The organism is uncultured Succinivibrio sp. (assembly GCF_902756765.1).
Classification (GTDB): Bacteria; Pseudomonadota; Gammaproteobacteria; order Enterobacterales; family Succinivibrionaceae; genus Succinivibrio.
Genome location: NZ_CACVSS010000004.1, coordinates 1 through 22367, shown reverse-complemented (window position 1 = coordinate 22367; position 22367 = coordinate 1). Strand labels below are relative to the sequence as shown.

Annotated in this window: 19 protein-coding genes; 13 read left to right on the top strand and 6 right to left on the bottom strand. The window is 39.1% G+C overall.

Annotated elements, in window-relative coordinates; translation table 11 throughout:
• Nucleotides 1-16: 16 nt before the first annotated feature.
• Genes QZU45_RS01070 through QZU45_RS01060 form a run of 3 tightly spaced genes read right to left on the bottom strand, consistent with a single transcriptional unit; the run spans nucleotide 17 to nucleotide 2858 of the window.
• Nucleotides 17-691: a methionine ABC transporter permease gene (locus QZU45_RS01070; protein WP_295350547.1), complete on the bottom strand. Its 675-nt coding sequence runs from the start codon at nucleotides 689-691 to the stop codon at nucleotides 17-19.
• The gene (locus QZU45_RS01065) at nucleotides 688-1731 is read right to left on the bottom strand and encodes an ATP-binding cassette domain-containing protein (protein WP_295350543.1); all 1044 of its coding nucleotides are present in this window, start codon (nucleotides 1729-1731) and stop codon (nucleotides 688-690) included. Before QZU45_RS01065 ends, QZU45_RS01070 begins: the two co-directional genes overlap by 4 nt.
• Nucleotides 1732-1733: 2 nt before the next feature.
• The gene (locus QZU45_RS01060) at nucleotides 1734-2858 is read right to left on the bottom strand and encodes an amidohydrolase (protein ID WP_295350540.1); all 1125 of its coding nucleotides are present in this window, start codon (nucleotides 2856-2858) and stop codon (nucleotides 1734-1736) included.
• Nucleotides 2859-3653: 795 nt separating this feature from the next.
• Here QZU45_RS01060 and QZU45_RS01055 point away from each other — a divergent pair.
• The 4 genes from QZU45_RS01055 to pyrF all read left to right on the top strand — a co-directional run bounded on the left by QZU45_RS01055 (nucleotide 3654) and on the right by pyrF (nucleotide 6216).
• Nucleotides 3654-3938 (top strand): HU family DNA-binding protein, encoded by a 285-nt coding sequence (locus QZU45_RS01055; RefSeq protein WP_031492121.1) that lies wholly within the window; start codon nucleotides 3654-3656, stop codon nucleotides 3936-3938.
• Nucleotides 3939-4064: 126 nt separating this feature from the next.
• Complete coding sequence (locus QZU45_RS01050) at nucleotides 4065-4358, top strand: LapA family protein (protein WP_295350534.1); 294 nt, start codon at nucleotides 4065-4067, stop codon at nucleotides 4356-4358.
• Nucleotides 4359-5522 carry a hypothetical protein gene (locus tag QZU45_RS01045; RefSeq protein ID WP_295350531.1) on the top strand — a complete coding sequence of 388 codons (1164 nt, stop codon included), beginning with the start codon at nucleotides 4359-4361 and terminating at the stop codon, nucleotides 5520-5522.
• 1 nt (nucleotide 5523) lies between these two features.
• A complete protein-coding gene (gene pyrF, locus QZU45_RS01040; protein ID WP_295350528.1) occupies nucleotides 5524-6216 on the top strand; it encodes an orotidine-5'-phosphate decarboxylase in 693 nt (230 codons plus the stop codon).
• 38 nt (nucleotides 6217-6254) lie between these two features.
• On the opposite strand, the gene QZU45_RS01035 is transcribed toward pyrF, so the two are convergent.
• Complete coding sequence (locus tag QZU45_RS01035; protein ID WP_074841354.1) at nucleotides 6255-6662, bottom strand: H-NS family nucleoid-associated regulatory protein; 408 nt, start codon at nucleotides 6660-6662, stop codon at nucleotides 6255-6257.
• A gap of 198 nt (nucleotides 6663-6860) precedes the next feature.
• On the opposite strand from QZU45_RS01035, the gene QZU45_RS01030 reads away from it, so the two are divergent.
• The 5 genes from QZU45_RS01030 (at nucleotide 6861) to aroC (ending at nucleotide 11955) form a co-directional block, all read left to right on the top strand.
• Complete coding sequence (locus QZU45_RS01030; protein WP_294999391.1) at nucleotides 6861-7325, top strand: histidine phosphatase family protein; 465 nt, start codon at nucleotides 6861-6863, stop codon at nucleotides 7323-7325.
• 254 nt (nucleotides 7326-7579) lie between these two features.
• Nucleotides 7580-7798 carry a DUF1107 family protein gene (locus tag QZU45_RS01025; protein WP_206735612.1) on the top strand — a complete coding sequence of 73 codons (219 nt, stop codon included), beginning with the start codon at nucleotides 7580-7582 and terminating at the stop codon, nucleotides 7796-7798.
• A gap of 211 nt (nucleotides 7799-8009) precedes the next feature.
• Nucleotides 8010-9671 carry an AAA family ATPase gene (locus QZU45_RS01020; protein ID WP_295350523.1) on the top strand — a complete coding sequence of 554 codons (1662 nt, stop codon included), beginning with the start codon at nucleotides 8010-8012 and terminating at the stop codon, nucleotides 9669-9671.
• A 177-nt stretch (nucleotides 9672-9848) separates the two neighbouring features.
• Nucleotides 9849-10868 (top strand): 50S ribosomal protein L3 N(5)-glutamine methyltransferase, encoded by a 1020-nt coding sequence (gene prmB / locus QZU45_RS01015; RefSeq protein WP_083396846.1) that lies wholly within the window; start codon nucleotides 9849-9851, stop codon nucleotides 10866-10868.
• Nucleotides 10858-11955, top strand: coding sequence for a chorismate synthase (gene aroC, locus QZU45_RS01010; RefSeq protein WP_295350518.1), 1098 nt, complete (start codon nucleotides 10858-10860; stop codon nucleotides 11953-11955). Before prmB ends, aroC begins: the two co-directional genes overlap by 11 nt.
• Before the next feature lie 276 nt (nucleotides 11956-12231).
• Here aroC and QZU45_RS01005 read toward each other — a convergent pair whose 3' ends face one another.
• Nucleotides 12232-13002 carry a hypothetical protein gene (locus QZU45_RS01005; protein ID WP_074838745.1) on the bottom strand — a complete coding sequence of 257 codons (771 nt, stop codon included), beginning with the start codon at nucleotides 13000-13002 and terminating at the stop codon, nucleotides 12232-12234.
• 374 nt (nucleotides 13003-13376) lie between these two features.
• Between QZU45_RS01005 and QZU45_RS01000 the strand changes: the two genes are divergently transcribed.
• Nucleotides 13377-14906, top strand: a complete 1530-nt coding sequence (locus tag QZU45_RS01000) for a fumarate hydratase (RefSeq protein WP_294999382.1) — start codon at nucleotides 13377-13379, stop codon at nucleotides 14904-14906.
• A gap of 155 nt (nucleotides 14907-15061) precedes the next feature.
• Nucleotides 15062-16804, top strand: coding sequence for a glycoside hydrolase family 13 protein (locus QZU45_RS00995; protein WP_295350514.1), 1743 nt, complete (start codon nucleotides 15062-15064; stop codon nucleotides 16802-16804).
• A gap of 12 nt (nucleotides 16805-16816) precedes the next feature.
• Here the strand turns inward: QZU45_RS00995 and mfd are convergent, their stop codons facing one another.
• Complete coding sequence (gene mfd, locus QZU45_RS00990; RefSeq protein WP_295350511.1) at nucleotides 16817-20317, bottom strand: transcription-repair coupling factor; 3501 nt, start codon at nucleotides 20315-20317, stop codon at nucleotides 16817-16819.
• A 68-nt stretch (nucleotides 20318-20385) separates the two neighbouring features.
• Here mfd and QZU45_RS00985 point away from each other — a divergent pair, with 68 nt between their 5' ends.
• A complete protein-coding gene (locus tag QZU45_RS00985; RefSeq protein ID WP_295350508.1) occupies nucleotides 20386-21789 on the top strand; it encodes a DUF6056 family protein in 1404 nt (467 codons plus the stop codon).
• Entirely contained in the window at nucleotides 21774-22091 is a 318-nt protein-coding gene (locus QZU45_RS00980) for a hypothetical protein (RefSeq protein ID WP_295350507.1), read from the top strand. The genes QZU45_RS00985 and QZU45_RS00980 overlap by 16 nt, the downstream gene beginning before the upstream one ends.
• Nucleotides 22092-22367 lie beyond the last annotated feature (276 nt).

Here is a 22367-nt window from a genome sequence, read left to right as displayed (position 1 = left end):
AACTCCATTATATGTTTTATATACGTTTAGATTTCTTAGCAAAATAGTTTCCGATCGACTGAATTGCCTGAACAAAAATAATCAGAACAATCACAGTAAAAAGCATCAGGGGGGAATTCATTCGTTCATAGCCGTAGGTGAGGGCAAGATCACCTATACCGCCTGCACCGATTACACCGGCCATAGCTGTTGCACCAAGAAGAGATATAGCACCAATGGTGATTGACAGAATCAGAGATCCTTTTGCCTCTGGTAGCCAGAAATAGAAAATAATCTGCAGAGTATTAGCTCCCATGGCTTTGGCCGCATCTATAATTCCAGCCTTAACCTCTAATAGAGAGTTTTCAAACAGTCGTGCCAAATATGGACTGATAAAGGTAATCAGTGGAACCAGCGCTGCAGTGGTACCGATTCTGGTTCCTACAATGGCTTTTGTTACAGGCAGAATGAAAACAAGAAGAATTACAAATGGAATTGAGCGCAGGCAGTTGATGACTGTACTGGTAACAGTAAATACAACTTTATTCTCCTTAAGGCCGTTCTTTTTGGTAAGTACCAGGATAAAGGCAAGAATGAAGCCTATAACCGAGCCTAAAAACAGAGAAACAAAGACCATATACAGGGTCTGATTGGCACAGAGAATAAGCTGATCTGAGGTTATGGAAAATGTTTTCACAAGTAATTCGTTCATAATTGAATCTCCTCATAGCTTATGTTTTTAGAGCGGATATAGGAGGCTGCTTTTAGATAATCCTCCTCATTACCGGTTATCTGCAGTGTAATAATAGAGAGAACGAGCCCCTGGATTTCAGTTACGGAGGCAAACATCACATTGGTATGCACATTCAGTCGGTTATTGATCTGCCAGATAACATCATCCGTTGCATTCTCTGCATAGAAATAGATTCTGATAAGTTTGTAATAATCATGATAATTATTGAGTTCATCGATAATTCCCTGAGGAATTCTGCTTGGAATAACAGACTCAACAAAGGTTCTGGCAATCTCACTTTTGGGATTGGAGAAGACGTCAATAACTCGGCCATGTTCAATTAGTTTTCCGCCATCGAGAATCGCCACCTTGTTACAGATCTTCTGGATCACACGAATAGTATGAGTTACAAAGATGATAGTAACCTTCAGCTCCTGATTTACTCTCTGTAAAAGCTCAAGAATTGACTCTGTTGTATTCGGATCCAGAGCAGAAGTTGCTTCGTCACATAAAAGCACTGAAGGATTTGTAGCCAGAGCTCTTGCTATACCTACACGCTGTTTCTGTCCGCCTGAGAGTTCTTTGGGCAGAGACAAAGCCTTATCCTCAAGTCCGACGAATTTCAGTAGTTCTGCTACTCTGGTAGAAATTTCATTTTTAGGAGTGTGTTTGAGGATCAGCGGAATTGCAACGTTATCAAATACATTTTTGGACTCTAGCAGATTAAAATCCTGAAAGATAATACCGATATCTTTGCGCAGCATAGAAAGCTGCTTGGCAGATATTTCGTTAATATCTATTCCCTTTACAAAAACCTTACCAGAGGTAGGAACTTCTAGAGCATTAATCATTCTTAGAAGAGTGGACTTACCAGCTCCTGATGAACCTATCAGGCCATAGATATCTCCTTTTTCAATATCCAGTGAAATATTATCCAGAGCCTTGGTAATTACTTTGTTTCTTGAATACTCTTTTGAGATGTTTTTAAAACTGATAATCGGTGAATATGAGCTTTCCATTACTATGACTCCAAATACTTTCTGACCAGTTTTGCAACATATTTTGAAGCAGGATAAAGTGCCTCAGGAGCAACACGGAATTTTGGATTGTGATTAGGATAGGATTTACCGGTTCCAACCAGGATAAAGAAACCAGGGATTTTTTCCTGATATAGACTGAAATCCTCTCCGCCAAGAGAACGGGGAGCATCTTCAACAATAAAACCTTCTTCTAAAGCTGTAGTTCTTGCAAGCTGCTCAAGCTTATAGTCATTAAAGGTTGCAGGAATTTCGACAGTCCATTTCAGAGAGGCGCTGATTCCAAAAGTTGAGGCAATTCCCTTTGCAATATCTTCAAAACGTTTTTTTGCAAGAGCTCGTGCTTCTTTTGTATAGGTGCGAATTGTTCCTTCCAGATAAGCACTCTGGGGAATTACATTCCAGGTATTACCAGCCTGAATATGGGTAACAGAAACCACAGCGGAATCAACCGGATCAATTTCTCGTGAGACGATACTCTGGATTGCTGTTATAAAATGAGAGGCGATAAGAACTGTATCCTTTCCCAGATTCGGGTGAGCCGCATGAGTGCCGTTACCTTCAAAAATCAGTTCAAACTTTTCGACTGCAGCATGTGTTGGTCCAGCTAAAATACCTACGGTTCCTACGTCAAAAAAAGGAGCACTGTGAATACCGAAAATAGCGGAAACATTATCAAGAGCACCGGCTTCAATTATTTTGCCTGCTCCTCCTGGAGCTTCTTCTGCCGGCTGAAAAATGACTCGGACCTTGCCATTAAGCTCTTGCTCATGCTGCTTTAAAAGCAGTGCCGCCCCGAGAATAATTGCGGTATGACTGTCATGGCCGCAGGCATGCATAACTCCATCAGATAATGATTTATAGGCTACATCAGCCTCTTCCTGAATCGGAAGCGCATCTATATCGGCACGAAGGGCAACGGTTCTCTCGCCAGAACCTATGCTCGCAACCACTCCTGTATCCAGATGATAAGGTAGTATTTCAATACCACTGTCCTGAAGGTCAGTTTTTAATCGCTTTGTGGTTTCATACTCTTGGTATGACAGTTCTGGGTGTGAGTGCAGATAATAAAATTCTTTTTCTACATATTCTTTTATATCAAGATTCATTTTAATATCTCCCGCGATGAATCTTTAATACATAAAACAGAGGTCAGATAAAGAAATTCAGAAACAGCGATATAAGAGATCTGTCTGTTTTTATTTATCTTATTTGGTTAGAGAAGCCTACATGATGAATACATAAAACCAGCATCGGACTGATGAGGTTATTTAAAAATTCACCTTGGCTGTTTTAGTAACAGGTTTTCATTAACAGAGAAAACTGCGTAAAGACATGGGCATATTCAGGTATACGCCAGAGAGAATGAATTTTGTAATAAATAAAGAGGAGTTATTTCTATTCTGAAACATAATTCTTACCTTCAAAAATTTTCTATTTTTGATTTATTTATCAGAATGACAACGATTTCTTCGTCATCAGATTATGTATATATTCTTTTACAAAACTTAATTTATTTCAAATACTATTTTTCTATTCTTGGTTATAAAAAATAGCTATAGCAGAAATGAACAGTCCGTAAAAAAAAGAAAAAAAGTCTTAGAGAAAAGCGAATTGTAACGAGTAATAAGACTTTTTTTAAGGAAAAGGTGATAAATATATTAACTATATGATTTTAATAAAAGTTTAGAAAATATACGAATAATAAACTATAATTAACTTATTAAAAAATAAACATTAAATTAATTATGTTTTATTTTTCCTTAACTTAAAATTAGCTATACGTCAAAAAACAGCTAAAAATTTTCTCTTTTTTTTAAATTATTCTTTTAAATCATAGAGAAAAAAATAATACTTGCTATTATTAAAGAGTAAAGAATGATTGTGCGGGTTAGGAGAATATTATGACACGTGCCGAACTAATTGAGGCTTTAGCTAAGAAATTTCCTTATCAGAATCCTATTACAGTAGATAATTCTGTTCGCGAGATTTTTGAAATCATGATTGAAACTCTTTCAGCCGGTGATCGTATCGAGATCCGTGGCTTTGGAAGTTTTGAAGTTCGAATTCATGAGCCTCGTGTAGCACACAATCCAAAGACCGGTGAACAGGTTAATCTGAGTCGTCGCAGGGTAGTTCATTTCAAACCTGGTGTCGAGCTTAGAGAACGTGTAAATATTCTTAAATAACACTTCATTCATAATCATACTTAAGCCTAGAGAAGCATCTAGGGCAGGAGCGCATCAGGTAAATGAAAAACATTTGCTTTGTTGCGCTTTATGTTATTATATTCATTAGAAATTATGAGGATCGGCATGATTAAGTTCTGGTTTTATTTTATTGTCTTTGTATTTCTGGCGGTTGTGGGTCTTGCAATCGGCAGTGCCAATGATGCTAAGGTCATGTTCGATTTTCTGTTTGTTCAAAAAGAAATTCCTGTTGCATCTGTATTAGTGATAGGTGTGATTTTTGGTTTTATTTTGGGAATCTATGCAAGTCTGCTTCTATGTTTAAAACTCTGGTTTAAAGAGAAATCAGCAAAATCAGCTCTGAACAAGCTGAAAAAAGAAGTCGACAAACAGAATGATTCAAAAACAGCAAAAGAATAAATGTTTGAACTTCTATTTTTACTCCTTCCTATTGCTGCTGTTTATGGCTATTACATGGGCTATAACTCCTCCAGGCAGAAACAGCAGAATTTAAAAAACAAACAGAATTCCAATTATCTAAAAGGATTTGATTATCTTCTAAATAATAAACAGGAAAAGGCTGTTGATAAGTTTATTGCCTTCCTGAACAGTAAAGATCCTTCCTTTGAATCATCTCTTGCCCTAGGTAATCTTTTCCGTCAGCGAGGTGAGGTTGACAAGGCAATCGCACTGCACGAGAAAATGTCTTCAGATGAAAATATTGATGACAGCGAGAAAGAGATTTCGCTACTTGAATTAAGCCGTGATTTTATCAGTGCAGGCCTTCTGGACAGGGCAGAGGATATCCTAGTTAAAACTGTTGATATCCCAAGACTGCAGAATGAATCAGCCGTTCTGCTTTTAAGTGTATATGAAAAAGAGCAGGATTATGTTAAGGCAATTGAGATTGCAAACCGTTACAGCGATACTCTTGAGGGCAGACAGTCAATGCAGGTCAGTCAGTATTACTGTGAGATTGCAAAACAGCTGTATCTGAATGGAGATAAAGAGCAGGCCGCTGCTAATTACCGTAAAGCTATTGACTGCTGTAAAAAAAGCATCAGAGCAAGACTTGAGCTTGCAGAGATTCTTGTATCTCAGAATAATCTTTTAAAGGCAAGTCAGCTTATCAAAGAGGTAAGCATTATTGAGCCTAATTCTGGTGTCATCTGTCTTGAAAAACTGAAAAAATGTTTTCCTAACAGTGCAGATCCAAATTATCGTTTTGCACTCGAGGATCTGGTTCACAGAACCAATTCTGCAGAGGCCATGGTAGAACTTGTTAAGACTGTTGAACAGCAGTCAGGCAAGGATGATGCTGAAGCGCTGCTTTTGTCCTTTATAAAAAACAAATCAAATTTAAAACTTTTTTCTGCACTGCTTGAGCTTCGTTCTCACGGCAATGATGCAACCAGTAATGAATCAATAATGCAAATCAAGAGTATTCTTGATGCACAGATTGCTCTGAGCAACAAGTATTCTTGTCCTAACTGCGGCTTTGAGTCAAAGATAATGTTCTGGCAGTGTCCTTCCTGCAGAAAATGGGAAAGCTTAAAACCTAAGATTGGATTGGATGGAGATTAAAATGAAAGAATCCAAGGTTATTGTTGCCTTAGATTATAACGATGAGAAAAAAGCACTTGAGTTTGTAGACCGAGTTTCAGGTGATTTATGCAGACTAAAGGTAGGAAATGAGCTCTTTACCTCTGCTGGTCCAAAATTCGTAGCAAAGCTTGTTGATAAAGGTTTTAAGGTTTTTCTGGATTTAAAATATCACGATATCCCAAACACAGTAAGCAGAGCCTGCGAGGCTGCAGCTGATCTTGGAGTCTGGCTTGTAGACGTACATACCTCAGGTGGTCCTGTAATGATGAGCGCTGCAGCTGAAGCTTTATCAAAATACAGAGAAAGACCTTACCTTATTGGAGTGACTGTATTAACCTCCATGGATTCATCTCAGCTTAATTCTATTGGTGTTACTGCAGAACCAAAAGAGCAGGTAATAAGACTTGCTAAACTTGCAAAAGAGTCTGGACTGGATGGTGTTGTATCTTCAGCTCAGGAAGTAACTCTGATTAAGACAAATGTAGCTGCACCTTTTATCTGTGTTACACCTGGCATACGACCTGCAGGAGCATCTATTGGCGATCAGAAGAGAATCATGACTCCTGCCGAGGCAATTGCCGCAGGTTCAGATTATCTGGTTATCGGCAGGCCAATTACTCAGGCAGAAGATCCTGTTAAAGCTCTTGTAGATATCAACGCATCTATTCAGTAAAAAAAATGCTGTTACAGACAGCAGAGATTCAAAAAACACTAATCACTGTCTTTAATCAGATAGTGATTCTTGTCCGTAATTCCATCACGCTGCATTACCTGCTGCATGGCTTTTGGAATCTTTCCCTGACCTGACCATAGGCACTCATTACCGTCAACGTCGTAATACATGTAGCGTGGTCTCATTTTTGAACGGTTCACTTTTACAGCTGTTTTCTTCAGAGCCATAAGATCTTCAACGGTAAAGTTATGATCATCAAGCGAATCAAGCACACCATTTAAGAACTGTATTCTGGCTTTTTCAAGCTTTTCTGCCTGTTCTTCCTTATTCTTAACTTCAGCGTAAAAGTCGGTTAGTTTAGAGATAATAAACTGAATTTCTTCAGAAGAGGCATCTTTAAAGAATGCTCTTAAATTCCTGTAGTTTTTCAGATACTTATAATCCATAGTAACCTTAATAAAGCTGTAAAACCTGTAAGAAACAGGTGATATATTTAAGAAAAGACCTTAACTACTTATATTTTAACTGAAAAAAATTTAATTTCTTCGACTTAAATATGAAAAATAGAAAGAAGTACGGTGTAAAATAAATTTGTGTAAAGTGTAACTTATAGTCAGTTAGCAAACAGTATTCTGGTGTGACATATGAAGATTATAGTAATTAGACATGGCGATGCCATTTATGAGAATGCAGATAGAGTTTTATCCGGTCAGGGACAGGAGGAAGTCGGACAGGTCGGCGCAAAACTCAAGGAATTCTTTAAAGCCACAAAAATATACAGTTCACCTAAAACCAGAGCCATGCAGACTGCAACCATCATAGCCGACAAGTTAGACTTCAAGGATAAGATTGAATATATTCCAGACTTAACTCCATCAGGTAATGCGCACAATGTGATCTCATTTATTGATGTCAACTGTGATATGTACGATAACGTTATTCTGGTATCTCATCTACCTCTCGTAGAAATACTTTCCTATGACCTGAATCAAAAAATCACAATCCCACCTCAATTTGGTACTGGCTGCGCTCTTGTAATGGATTATAATGGCGTCCGGGCTAAATACGAGAGATTTGTTTCTCCATATGAGAATGATTATTTATTCTAGGTACGTCATATTTCTTGTTCACAATTTTGCAAAATAACTTGTAAGTCATGTCTCATTCTTAAAAACATGATTTTATAAAATTGAACAAGTCACAAAAATAATAAAAAACTGTTATTAAATAAATAATTGATGCTCTTTTCACAGCAAACTTTATAACTTTATCCTAATATTTAAGTTGTAAAGTTTATTTTGAAATGTGAAATTTTTATATATTTACTTTTTTTGAAAGATATCAACATAAGGTTAATACACTGATGAGAGTATTTAAGAAGTATATTCCTAAACAAATAGCTAAATATGTAGTTTCTTTTTTCAAAGGTCAGTTTGTACTAGAGGGAAGTGGAGTATTCGAGTTCGATTGCGGCAGAGTGCTTGCAACCGTAAAGATGGATACTAAATCTCTTAAAATCTGTAAGGAAATCAACGAGTGTGCAGGTGAGTTTGCATACCGTTTAAATGTAGATCATTACTAGATATCTCATTAAGTTAATCCTCAGGAAAATGGGGATGGAAGAGTGCCCTCAAAATTTGAGGGTATTTTTTTGTCTTATAAGAAATAGGTAGCTGATCGTGTTTTCCCATACAATCCTAAATTATGTCTGTAAAAACAATTGTTTTTTTATTTATTTAGTTTTTTGCATGATAGACTATAAAAAAAGATTATTTTTTTGGATGGAGTAAAAGATGGGCACTTATCTAAATCCAGGAAACATGAGATTTCAGATGGCAGTTAATTCTGAAATCTTTGTGGATAAAAGTGAAATGATTCGTTATCTGAATACTCTTATTAATACAAATCAGAGATATATAAGTGTTTCCCGTCCACGCCGTTTCGGTAAAACCATGGCAGCTGATATGCTATGTGCTTATTATGGAAAAGGAGATGACAGTTACTCTCTTTTTAAATCATTAAAGATTTGTCTAAATCATAAATCATCAGAGACTCAATTCTGGGACAAATATCTTGGTAAATTCGATGTTATTCGTCTTGTTATGACGGATTTTCTAGAAGATTCTGAAGATATCAGAGACATGATTGATTACCTTTCCGACGAGGTAATCTCAGAGTTAAAAGCAGCTTATCCTGAAGTCAGATACAGTAGCAGATGTAATCTCAGAACTGTAATGAACAGTATCTACGACAGCACAAAAACACAGTTTATTGTCATTATTGATGAATGGGATGCAATCTTCAGAGAATACAAGGAAAATAAGGAGGATCATAAGAAATATCTGGACTTTTTAAGAGACTGGCTTAAAGATAAGGAATACATTTCACTAGCCTATATGACAGGAATTCTTCCTATAAAAAAATATGGCAAGCATTCTGCCTTAAATATGTTTGATGAATATTCAATGACATTTCCTATGCAGCTTGCGTCATTTGCTGGTTTCACTGAAGATGAGGTTTTTACTCTATCCCAAAAGTACGGTAGAAATTTTAACAATATAAAAGACTGGTACGATGGATATTTATTAAGCGATACCGTTCCTCCTGATCCTTATCACGAACAGCTTATATCAACAGGAACATCTCCAGCGGCACAAAAGTATTCTATTTTTAATCCCTTATCTGTTGTTAAAGCAACTCGAACAGGAATACTAAACAACTACTGGAATGAAACTGAAACATATGAAGCCTTAAAACAGTATATCGAATGGAATTTCGATGGTCTAAAAGAGGATATTTCTATCCTGATGAAAGGCGGGCGTATAAAAGTGGATATTACTGGCTATCAAAATGATATGACAACTTTCCACAGTAAGGATGATATCCTTACCATGCTTATTCACCTGGGGTATCTTGGTTATTACGCAGAAACAAAAGAGATTTATATTCCAAATAATGAAGTGCTGGAAGTATTTAAATCTTCTACTACAAACAGAGACTGGTCAGTTACATTTAAAGCATTAGATAATTCTCAAAAACTGCTTGAAGCAACCTGGAACTGTGATGCAAAAACAGTAGCTTCTTTACTTGAAGCAGCTCATGATAAAGCAGGAAACAGAACCTATCATAGTGAAGCCGCATTATCTTATGCAGTTTTGCTTGCATATTATGCTGCACAGGATCTTTACACTATTATTCCTGAATTAGATACAGGTAAAGGTTATGCTGACTTATCTTTCATTCCTAAGAAAACAGATATTCCTGCCATTCTTATCGAATTTAAATATGAAAAAGATGTTGACTGTGCAATAACACAAATAAAAAAACAGAATTACCCTGACAGACTACATCACTACAAAGGAAATCTAATTTTAGTTGGAATTAACTACGATAAAACAATTTCTAATACAAATGTTAGCTACAAACACCATAGTTGTGAGATACAAAAAGTATAAAGCTTTAAATCAGCATGTACAAGCTTTCCATATAGGCTTCAAACAGAGAAATACAACAATATTTCCTGCACAGGATTAGATCAATTTTCTATTCAAATCCCATAAAAACCACAAGATTTGTACTGTGATATAATAATCATGTATACACTTCATTTTTAATTTATTTAAAATACATATATGTCGAAACTTCAGAATAATCAAGAAATTGCAATCATTCATTCATTATTGGACGAACTGCCTAGTGCAGAACAGATTACCACTTCAATTAATGACGAATTAACAACTGTTCAGGATGTTGTTCGTTATCTTGTATCCTGCTTTGCCAGCTATTCAATATATGTTGGCCATGGAACTGCAAATTACTGGGATGAAGCCATTGAGATTGTACAGGCTGTAATGCATCTTCAGCCACCTTGTGATGAGTCTACACTTAACTCAAAGCTAACCAAAAGCGAGAGGGAGCTTATCGGCAAGATTGCCTGCCAGAGAATCTTAAATCGAATTCCAACACCATATCTGACACACAGAGCATTCTTCTGCGGAAAAGAATTCTATGTTGATGACAGAGTCATTATTCCAAGATCACCAATTGCAGAACTTATTGAATCAGGTTTCGACCCTTACGTGGACAGCCAGCCTCAGAGAGTGCTTGATATGTGTACAGGATCAGCATGTATAGCTATCGCTATTGCACTCCATTTTGACAGAGATGTAGAGGTTGATGCGGTAGATATCTCTGATGAGGCTCTGGAAGTTGCCAATATCAATATTGAAGGCTACGGTCTTGAGGACTGTGTGTTCCCAATAAAATCCGATCTTTTCGAGAATCTTCCTGAGGGCGACAAGTATGATGTGATTGTAGCAAATCCTCCATACGTGGATAGCTATGATCTTGCCACAATGCCGGACGAATTCCGTTGTGAACCTGATCTAGCATTAGGCTCAGGCGATGATGGTCTTGACTGTGCAAAGAAAATCCTTGCCAAGGCAGGAGATTATCTGAATGATGACGGTATCCTGATTATGGAAGTTGGCAATTCAGAAGAACAGCTGGTTGATTTATTCCCAACCGTACCATTCCATTTTGTTGATCTCAAACGTGGTGGCACTGGAGTGTTCATCCTCGGAGTAGAGCAGTTAAGAGCCTATCATGATGTCTTTGAAAAGGCAGCTTTAGAGGTAAATAATGCCCGCTAATACATTCGGAGAAATTTTCAGAGTTACGACCTGTGGAGAGAGTCACGGAGCGGCTCTTGCAGCAATTATTGACGGTGTTCCACCTCTAATTGAACTTGATGAAAGCGTTATTCAGCCAGACCTTGACAGAAGACGTCCTGGTTCAACCAGATACGGTACTCCAAGAAATGAACCGGATCAGGTTAGAATTATCTCTGGTGTGTTTGAAGGCAAAACCACAGGCACCTCTTTGGGTCTGATTATTGAGAACACCTCTCAGCGTTCTGGAGATTATTCTGCAATTATGAATTCTTTCCGTCCAGGACATGCTGATTATACATATCTTGCAAAATACGGTATCAGAGATTACCGTGGCGGTGGAAGAGCCTCAGCTCGTGAAACAGCTATGAGAGTAGCTGCTGGAGCTGTCGCAAAACAGGTTTTAAGAAAACTCTTCAATATCACAATAGATGGTTGTGTTACCCAGATCGGTAATATTAAAACAGATATCTATGATCCAAAGGCTGCATCAGAGAACGAGTTCAACTTTGCAGATCCAGCAAAGATAGAGGATTTAAAGGCTTTATTTAAGGAACTTGCAACTGCAGGTGATTCTGTCGGAGCATGTGTACAGGTCAGAGCCCACGGAGTAAAGGTTGGGCTTGGTGATCCAGTCTTCAACCGTCTTGATGCTCAGATTGCCTACGCTATGATGGGAATCAATGCTGTAAAAGGTGTTGAGATTGGCGATGGTTTTGATATGGCTTCAATGAAAGGATCTGAAGCACGTGACGAGCTTACCCCTGAGCGATTCATGTCAAATCACAACGGTGGTATTTTAGGAGGAATCAGTTCCGGTCAGGAAATCATTGTAAAGATGGCCTTAAAACCAACATCAAGTATTCTGGTACCAGGAAATACCATTGATAAAGAGGGCAAGGTTACTTCAATAGTAACAAAGGGACGTCATGATCCCTGTGTCGGTATCAGAGCAGTTCCGATTGCAGAGGCAATGCTTGCAGTTACACTTTTAGATGCAGCATTAAAGCATCGTGCTCAATGTGCAAATGTTCCTCCTTCTGCATTTGAAATTCCAACTGAGATATAATCTCTGTCTTCCTTAAATCTTTTGTCTGAACCGGCTTTATGCCGGTTTTATCTTTTTTAAACATTCACAACAGATTCTTTACTATATGATCTTGATTTTTTTTATTCAGGAACTGTAATCGTCACAAACCTGTATTATCTGAAAATTTCTCCTTTGGGAGGATAATATAAATAAGGAGAAAAAAAATGATTAAAAAAATCTAGTCCTCAAAAAAAGAAAAGGCAATGTAAAACATTGCCGAAAACCTCATGAAATAATGTAAAGAATAGAAAAGACTTACCACTTCTTCTTATCACCGAAGATCTCATCAAGATCACTCTTGTCATCCTGTCCCTGAGCTGCATCCTGTTTAGGCTTTGCGGCAGAGGATTTCTTCTCGGCATTAAGTCCTGTAAGCATGTTTGCCAGAAGATCTTCTTTTTCCTGAATCCAGTTATCCTTGACACCAGACTGCTTAATTACAGAAAGACCTTTTTCAATCAGAGTCTTGCAGGTTCCGGTCTGCTTTAAGCGCTTCATCTCAAAAACCTTCTGAATCAGGTTTGAAAGATTAACCTTCAGAACCAGAACATAAAGTCTGCGATCTTCCTTATTGATAAGAGTTGGATTGATAGGTACACCAGACTTCATCTCTGACTTGAGAATACCGCGTAAATGTCTGATGGTACGCAGTTGAGTCAGAGCCATGGCATCATTTTCAGGTGCTTTAAAGGCATTGGAATCTTTATAGGTCTGCTTTATTTCATTGATCATGCGCTCTTCATTGGCGATACGCTCTTTGACTTCTTCACGGCGTTTAGGATCAATGGCTCTTTTACGCAGGGCACGAATAATACGATAATGAAGCACCAGCACCAGTGTCTTAGAGAAAGCCACCTGTGACTGATTCAGCAAAAGTTCTTCACATTCTGCAATAATATTGTTAGCTTTATTGGCAATCAGTCTAGCATCCTGCTCTCTGCGGGAAACATAATCACTGTACATGTTAATGATTATGAGCAGAAATGTTGCCAAAAGTACAAAAATTACAGCAATCGTTATAAACATTTCATAATCTCAATTTATTATTCTTTTATATATTATAACGACTTAGCGCTGAATTGTTTTGAGTTTATTAGTTAAATTTTGAGCTCTGACAACAAGTTGAGGCTATTTGACATTAAATTCCGTTTAAATGTAAAACTGTATAGCTAATTTTTATACGAATAAAGGGCATCAGGATCACAAAAAAAATAGACTAAATTTTTGGATATTCCCTTCCAGGATTAAGAATCAGAGCACGATTTTGTTTAATAAATTTTATTATTTTTGTTAAGTTGCGCTGTTTTCCACATAAATGCTAACTAAATCTACATATTAAAAATAAAATGGATTAGAATTAGTTAGTCTTTTTGTATACAAATACAAGGAATGTACCATCTATGACAACACTAATTAAAACTGCAGACTTTATTGAATCCGTATGCGATGCGATTCAGTATATCTCATACTATCACCCACGTGATTTCCTCAAGGCAATGAAGCATGCCTACGATATCGAGCAGAATCCATCAGCAAAGAATGCGATTGCTCAGATTTTAGTAAATTCTAAAATGTGTGCTATCGGCAAGCGTCCTCTATGTCAGGATACCGGTGCTGTAACCTGTTTCGTAAAGATCGGTATGGACGTTCGCTTTGAAGGTGATATGACCGTTCAGGAAATGGTTGATGAAGGTACCCGTCGCGCATACTGCTATGAGACCAACCCTCTACGTAAATCAATTCTGACTGATCCTCTGGGAAAGAGAATCAACACCAAGGATAACACTCCTACTGTTGTTCATATTGAGATGGTTCATGGCGACAAGGTTGAGGTTGCTATCGCATCAAAGGGAGGCGGTTCTGAGAACAAGACCCACATGCGTATGCTTAACCCATCTGACAGCGTTGTTGACTACGTATTAAGCGAAATTCCTCACATGGGTGCAGGCTGGTGTCCTCCTGGCATCATCGGTATCGGTGTTGGCGGTACTCCTGAGAAGTCAGCTATCCTTGCAAAGGAAGCCTTAAACGATCCAATCGATATTCAGGAACTGATTGCACGTGGTCCTAAGAATGCAGAGGAAGAGCTGCGTTTAGAGCTTTATGACAAAATCAACAAGCTTGGTATCGGAGCTCAGGGCTTAGGTGGTATCACCACCGTTCTGGATGTTAAGGTTAAGACCTATCCATGCCACGCTGTATCAAAGGCAACCACCATTATTCCTAATTGTGCCGCAACCCGTCACATTGACTTTGTTCTTGACGGTTCAGGCCCAGCTGAATTTGTTCCACCATCACTTGATGATTATCCTGATATCGAGATTGGCGGTGCAGATGCAAATGTTAAGCGTGTAAATCTTGATACCATCACCAAAGAAGAGATTGCTTCATGGAAGATGGGTGAAACCCTGTTATTATCAGGCACCATTCTAACCGGTCGTGACGCAGCTCATAAGCGTGTTGCAGACTTAATCAAGGAAGGCAAGCCTCTACCTGACGGTGTTGACTTCCACAAGAAGTTCATTTACTACGTAGGACCAGTTCCTGCAGTAGGTGATGAGGTTGTAGGTCCTGCAGGTCCAACCACTTCAACCCGTATGGATAAGTTCGTAGAGACTATGCTTGCTGATACAGGCCTATACGGCATGATTGGTAAATCAGAGCGTGGTCCTGAGGCTATTGCTTCAATCAAAAAGCACAAGGCTGCTTATCTGATGGCTACCGGTGGTGCAGCTTACCTGGTTTCAAAGGCAATCAAGTCAGCTAAGGTTCTGGCTTTCGAAGATCTGGGTATGGAAGCAATCCGTGAGTACAAGGTTGTAGATATGCCTGTTACCGTTGCTGTTGATTCACAGGGTAATTCAATTCATCATATCGGACCTCAGGAATGGTCAAAGAAGATCGCAGAGATTAAGTTCAAGTATATTTAATACGGTTTAATATTCTGTAGTCACAAAGGCGGATCTGTGTAATATCAGATCCGTTTTTTTTGTTAGAATTAAATAAACTTAAAAAGATAAATCAAAATCAACATAGGAGGCGAAGACGTCTTTCTTCCTGAAAGGCTGGATTCGTACGGGGACATATGAAACTTGAAGGAATTTCTCATATCAGCGGTTTTAATGACTGCTATGCCTACAACAAAGACGAACTGATTATAAACATCAGAACCAACAAGACCATAAAGAAGGTTGTCATCTTCGCGGATGATCCATATATTAACGGCTGTTCCACCTCAGCACCATGGGAAGGACAGCCTTATGAGATGCAGCTTAAATATGAGCTTAGGCATGAGTTCATCTATTCTGTAACACTCAGACCTAGGTATAAGCGACTACAGTATTACTTCAGACTGACAGATGATAACAATGAAACCATGGTTTATCAGGAAAGCGGTATTGTCAGTGAGGAAGAATTCCAGAAGAAAATCTTTAGAGAATATTTCAAGTTTGCCTGGATGAATGAGGCGGATATCAGCGTTCATCCTAAGTGGGTGGAGAATACCTACTGGTATCAGATTTTCCCTGACCGTTTCTGCAGAGAGGAAGCTCCTTTTGAAGGCACCTTAAGTAAATGGGATGATCTTTCCTCCTTTGGACATAATGTCTTTTACGGCGGTAATCTCAAGGGAGCAATGAGCAGACTTGAGTATCTGCATAAACTTGGCGTAAACGGCATCTACTTTAATCCGCTGTTTGTATCCGACAGCAACCATAAATACAACATTGACGATTATCTGCATATCGATCCAAATTTCGGTTCAAATGTGGATCTGAAGCTGCTGGTTGAAAAGGCACATTCACTTGGTATCAAGGTTATGATTGACGCTGTGTTCAATCATAGCGGTCTGGGCTTTTTCGCCTGGAAGGATGTTGTAGAGAACAGAAGAAATTCAAAATATTATGACTGGTTCTTCATCAACGATGAGGAGAATTTTACCATCACCCACAAGTCTACCAAGGACAGTCGTTTCTACTCTTTTGCCTTTGTAGACAATATGCCAAAACTTAATACCAATAATCCGGAGGTTATGTCCTACTTTATTGAGGTCTGCAAAAAATGGATTGATATGTGGGATATTGACGGTATCAGATTTGATGTGGGCAATGAAATCTCTCACGCCTTTATCAAGAAACTTCATGCTGAGCTTAAGGCCTACCGAAAAGACCTCTTCCTTTTAGGCGAAATCTGGGTTAACTCCTCACAGTACCTGCAGGGGGATGAGTATGACTCTGTCATGAATTACCCTTATCTTGAGAACCTTTCAAATTTCTTCCTGGACAAAAGCAGAACTGCCGAAGACTTTAAGTATGCGGTAAATTTCTGCTATTCCATGTATCAGAAACAGGTTAATGAGAATATTTTCAACCTCTTTGACAGTCATGATATTGACCGTATGTATACCAGAGTCAAAAGCTACGATGCTTTTATCCAGATGCTGGTAATTCTATCAACTCTGCCAGGTTCTCCATGTATCTACTATGGTACTGAGATCGCCATGGAAGGAGAGAATGATCCATACTGCAGATATCCTATGAGATGGGATATTGTGGAGGATAAATCCAGAGAAGATACCTTTAAGGCGGTACAGTCTCTGATTAAGATGAGACTTTCAAATTCTGAATTTTTAGGGGACAGCTACCGCTTTGAAAAGACCGAGGGCAGACTTGTTAGCTATGAGCGAAACGGAATCAGAGTCTATCTGAATGCCGATGAGACAGACAGGGCACTTGCCTTTGATAAAGAGACAGAAATTCTATTCTCTCATAAAGCATCAGGAAACATGTTAAAGGCTGGAGGCGCACTGGTAGTACGCCTCAAAAAATAAAGCTATTGTGAACTATTTTGCAAGAGAGCTGTTGGCGGCGAAAGCCAAAAGCAGCTGTCTTAAAAGCTTAAGTCTTGGATACTCCGGAGTTTCAGGCAGGTTATAGCGCATGGAACTCTGTCCGGTTATACGGTACTCATTATGTTTACAGGTGGTCATAAGCTTAATCAGATAGTCATTTGAAATCTTATGATCACTGTTAAACTCAATAATTCCACCTTTCTCATCTCCATTAATCCTCTTGATACCAAGATCTGTTGCCAGCTTCTTTAAGGATGAGAGTTCAAACAGATTAACCGCAGGAGGAGGCAGCAGACCGAAGCGGTCGATAATTTCAACCTTCAGATCTTCAAATTCCTCAGGAGTAACACAGGAGGAAATTCTCTTGTAAAGCGAAAGTCTGGTATTGATATCTCCAATATAATCAGATGGCAGCAGGCAAGGGATGTGAAGATCGATATCACATTCATTTAAGGTCAGCTCTGCAAGAGATGGTTCACGGCCTTCCTTTAGGGCCTTTACCGCAGCTTCAAGCATTTCTGAGTATAAGGAGAAACCAACTGATTCTATCTGACCGGACTGTTCTTCACCTAAAAGCTCACCGGCACCACGAATTTCCATATCATGAGTTGCCAGCACAAAGCCTGCACCAAGTTCTTCAAGAGAGGAGATTGCATCCAGACGCAGCTTGGCATCCTTGGAGATAAGCTCCTTTGGCGGAGTGAAGAGGTAGGCATAGGCCTGATGATGGGAACGGCCGACACGACCACGGATCTGATGCAGCTGAGCCAGGCCGAGCATATCTGCTCTGTCGATGATAATGGTATTGGCGGTAGGCACATCCAGACCATTTTCAACGATAGTGGTACACAGCAGCAGATTAAAACGCTGATGATAGAAATCACGCATTACCTTCTGCAGTTCTTTTTCATTCAGCTGACCGTGACCTATACCGATTTTTGCCTCAGGCACCAGAGCACTTAGCTGCTGTGCTCTCTGATTGATGGTGGAGACATCATTATGCAGATAGTAGACCTGTCCACCACGTCTTAACTCACGCATAATAGCTTCACGGGTAATGGTGTCAGAGTTCTGCATTACAAAGGTCTTAACTGCAAGACGATGCTCTGGAGGAGTTGCAATGATTGAGAGTTCACGCATGCCTTCCATTGCCATGTTAAGAGTTCTTGGAATAGGGGTAGCGGTTAGAGTCAGAAGATCAACCTGGGCACGCAGCTCCTTTAATTTCTCTTTCTGCTTAACACCGAAACGATGCTCCTCATCCACAATGATAAGCCCCAGCTTCTTAAACTTAATATCCTTAGATAAAAGCTTATGGGTACCGATAACAATATCAACACTGCCGGCAGCTACCTTATCTAAGGTTTCCTTCTGCTGTTTTGCAGTCTTAAAACGGGATAATAGTTCAATTGTAATTGCGGTTCCGGCAAATCTTTCAATAAAATTCTGATAATGCTGTTCAGCAAGAATAGTGGTTGGCACCAGTACTGCAACCTGAGAACCTGAGGCTGCCACCACAAAGGCAGCTCGCAGAGCTACCTCGGTTTTACCAAAGCCAACATCACCGCAGACCAGACGATCCATTGGCTGTTCCTTGGCAAGATCAGCAAGAGTATTATCAATTGCAGCCTTCTGATCAGGGGTTTCCACAAAACCAAAGCCTGAGGCAAACTCATCTAAAGACTTCTCATCGATTACAAATTTAGTACCGCGGCTGGCTTCACGTCTGGCGTATAAATCAAGAAGCTGTGCTGCCACATCGGTAACCTTCTGAACCGCTTTCTGCTTATGCTTATTCCAGGTATCAGAACCTAATCTTGAGAGAGGCGGATTCTCAGAGCTGGAGTATCTGGCGACCTTGGATAAGGCAGTAATCGGGATATTGAGCATATCACCGTTCTGATACTCAATAGTCAGATACTCACCTTTAATACCGCCAATCTCCATGGTCTTAAGACCACGATAGCGGCCGATACCGTGATCAATGTGAACCACCACCTGACCTTCAGTTAACGAGGAGAGGTTTTTAATAATGGTATCCTGGGATAGCTGAGAGTTTTTGGAAGCTTTTCTGGTTCTTACAACCTTATAGCCTAAGATTTCATTCTCAGTTAAAAAACACAGCTTTACAGACGGAATAATCAGACCTTCATCAAAGGGAGCCAGCGTCAGCATGAATGGGTCTTTGGCATTGAGAAAATCGTCAAAGGATGAGGCAGCCTTAATCCCATACTTATCAATAATAGCCTGTGGCAGTGTTTCTCTCAGACTCTGTCTGCGTCCCTCGGAGAGGGCTGACATCAGAATTCTGCCGCCTTTATCTATAAAGTCGCTTACAAAAGCAATAAATTTATTCTGGGATTCCTTTTCCTGACGGTTATAGCTTATATCAGGAATTTTTACATAATCAGTATTGTAGAAGCCTCTTTTGGAAAGCTCCTCTTCATCAAAAGCCTGCTGATAAAGCTCAATTAACTGATATTTCTTAAGGTTATCAAAAACCTCCTGCGGATTTAAGAAAACCTGAGATACCGGAAGAGGAGGATGATCAGAATTTCCTGCAAACTCTAAAGCTCTCTTGTGAGCCTCAACATCAAATTCAGTTACCGCCTTCTTTACATCATCAACGGTAATGATCTTGTAATCATCACTTAAATACTCAAAGATACTGCTCATAGAACTGAAGAACAGTGACATGTAGTATTCAATACCTGCAGGAATTGCACCTCGGGAGATTGCCTGATAAATAGAGTGGGATGCAAAATTAGCCCCGATAAAAGCATCACGGTAATTGCTTCTGAAGACACTTATAGACTTTTCATTAAGAGGATATTCATGTGCCGGCAGCAGGGCAATCTTATCAATCTGCTCTAATGATCTCTGAGTATCCACATCAAAAACACGTATGGAATCCACCTCATCATCAAAGAAATCGATACGGTAAGGTACGTCTGAGCCCATAGGGTAAATATCAAGAATAGAACCGCGGATAGCAAGTTCACCCGGAGCTAAAACCTGTTCAACTCTCAGATATCCATGGGAGGTCATCTCTTTTTGGATTTCCTGAATATCTCTGATATCACCTTTGGAAATTGAGAAACTGTTGGCTTTAATGTAGTCAACCGGACTTAATCTTGGCATGATTGCCTGAACCGTGGTGACAACGATTTCATTTTTTAGAGACTTAAGTCTGGAGAGAATACTGATTCTTGAGGAGACAATATCCTGATGAGGAGATAAGGTATCATAAGGCAGTGTCTCCCAGTCCTGAAGATATTCCACCTTAACCTTTGGCAGCACTGCAACTAAAGTTGATTTAATACTCTGCGCAACAAAATTATCTGCACAGATTACCAGAAAAGGACCACCGTTTTTTTCATAGACAGCACCGATAGTTCCAATGATTCCGGTGATATTCAGATTACCGATATGTTTAACTGTATTTGAAAAAGAAAGGTTGATATCAGCTTTTAATAAGTCTTTGAGTTGCATAATTACTAATATTTGAAACTTTGATCTATACTTGTCTACTGTAATTTTACACTAATATCGAGTTTGTTATGTTCCAACTGAAAACAAATATCTATCTTTTACTCTGGTTTTGTTTTATTGCTACTTTCGCGTTCCTGATTCCTTATTATTCAAATGACTACAGATATCAGCTGATTGAAGGCACCGAGGATCTGGTTTCCTCCTTCTACGACATCTGTGTTTCTCAGTATCGCCACTATTTTACCTGGGGCGGCAGAACTCCTCCTCATTTTCTGGCTCAATGTCTGCTGTGGGGCGGTAAGGTTGTCTCCTCACTGGCAACTGCACTTTGCTATGTACTTTTAATTTACTTTATCTACTCAATGGGTACCGGCAAAAAGATCTCTCCTTTTAAAATGCCTTTTGTACCTGTTGTATTTATCAGCATCGGTTTATGGGTATGCATGAGATCTTACGGTGAAGTTGTGTTCATGCTGGTAACCTCCTGCAATTATCTGTTCACCTCCACCTTTATTATGCTGTATCTGCTGCCTTACCGTTTTGCCTTAAATGAGGAAAGAGCAGAACACGGAATACTGTTTGCGCTGATGATGTTTGTCTTAGGCATTATCGCCGGCTGGTGCAATGAAAATACCGGCTTTGCAATCTGTGCTGTAACCGGACTTCTGTGTTTATATAAGCTCTATAAACGAGAGCTTACTCTATGGCAGGCAGCAGGTCTTGTCGGCATGTGTATCGGCTTTTTAGTTCTGGCTTTATCTCCAGGCAATGCCGCAAGATACGACAGCATGGCTCAGAATAATTTTGATTATTTCCCTCATTTACTGAACACCATTCAGATTTTCTTCGTGTCATTAATAGAGAATCTGCCTGTAATACTGTGCTATGTATACTTCCTGGTACTTTTTAAGAGAAATAACCTTAAAGAGAAATGCCAAACAGAGCTTTATGCCTCATACTACAGCTTTGCCTTAGGCTTTGTTTCTCTGGCAATTATGATTTTCTCTCCTAATTTCCCTGGCCGCTCTGCTGCTCCCTTTACCATGTTTGTACTGGCGGCAGATATAGCTTTATATGCTGCTTTAAAGAAACACGATATAAATCCTTTGAAGTCAGCTTATAAAATGACAATTTATGCTTTATTTTTTGTATTTTTTGCCGTTACAAGTACAAATGCCTTTGGAGCCTTATTCCAGGCAAGGGCAGATCAGGTAGAACTTGAGAAATCCATTGCCGACCAGATTGCTCAGGGCAAGAAGGATCTTGAAGTACCTATCATGCATGTACAGTCCGGAAGATACATTTTTATCGGAGCGATGAAGGTTTCAAAAGAAAACTTTGCAAATAAGATTGCGGCAAGGTATTATCATGTGAATTCTTTTACCAAGGCATGTGATCTGACTCCGTCATTTATACATTTTGATCTGAAATACGTTGTAAGGTATGGTGAACCAGTATGCAGAACCCATTAGAACTAATAAAACTGTTAAGTAAAGTCGAATCTGGTGATGCCAGTGAGTCTGAGCTGCATGATTTTATCTGTCTGCTTTTAAAGAAAAAAGTTGATATCAGACTTACAGAAGGAACCTTCTCAAAAAAGAATCAGATTAGAGATCTGACTGCAAAGCCTGATGCAGAGGACTGTGATCTGACTGCAAAGCCTGATGCAGAGGACTGTGCCAAGTTAAAACTGGCCATGAAGGTTTCCTCATCTCAGTTTCCTATGAACAGCCGCATGCCTGCACTGGGGATAAATCCTGTTCATAAGAAATAGAGAACCTATATATAGAATCAGATTATAATCAGAGTCCATCGCCAAAGGCGGTGGATTTTTGTTTTATATCTTCTTCAAACATTTCGCTTGTAATCTACAATTTTAGCTTTGCACATTTGCTGATTCTAGGGGGTTATAAGTGCGCATTTAACGTGTTTTATGTGCCAAAGCTCACCTTTTGTAGTAAAATACTCGCCAATTATTCATAAAATTCAAAAAGAAAATAACTGAGGAAAACATGACTCAAAAAACAATCCTGGTTACTAACGCACTTCC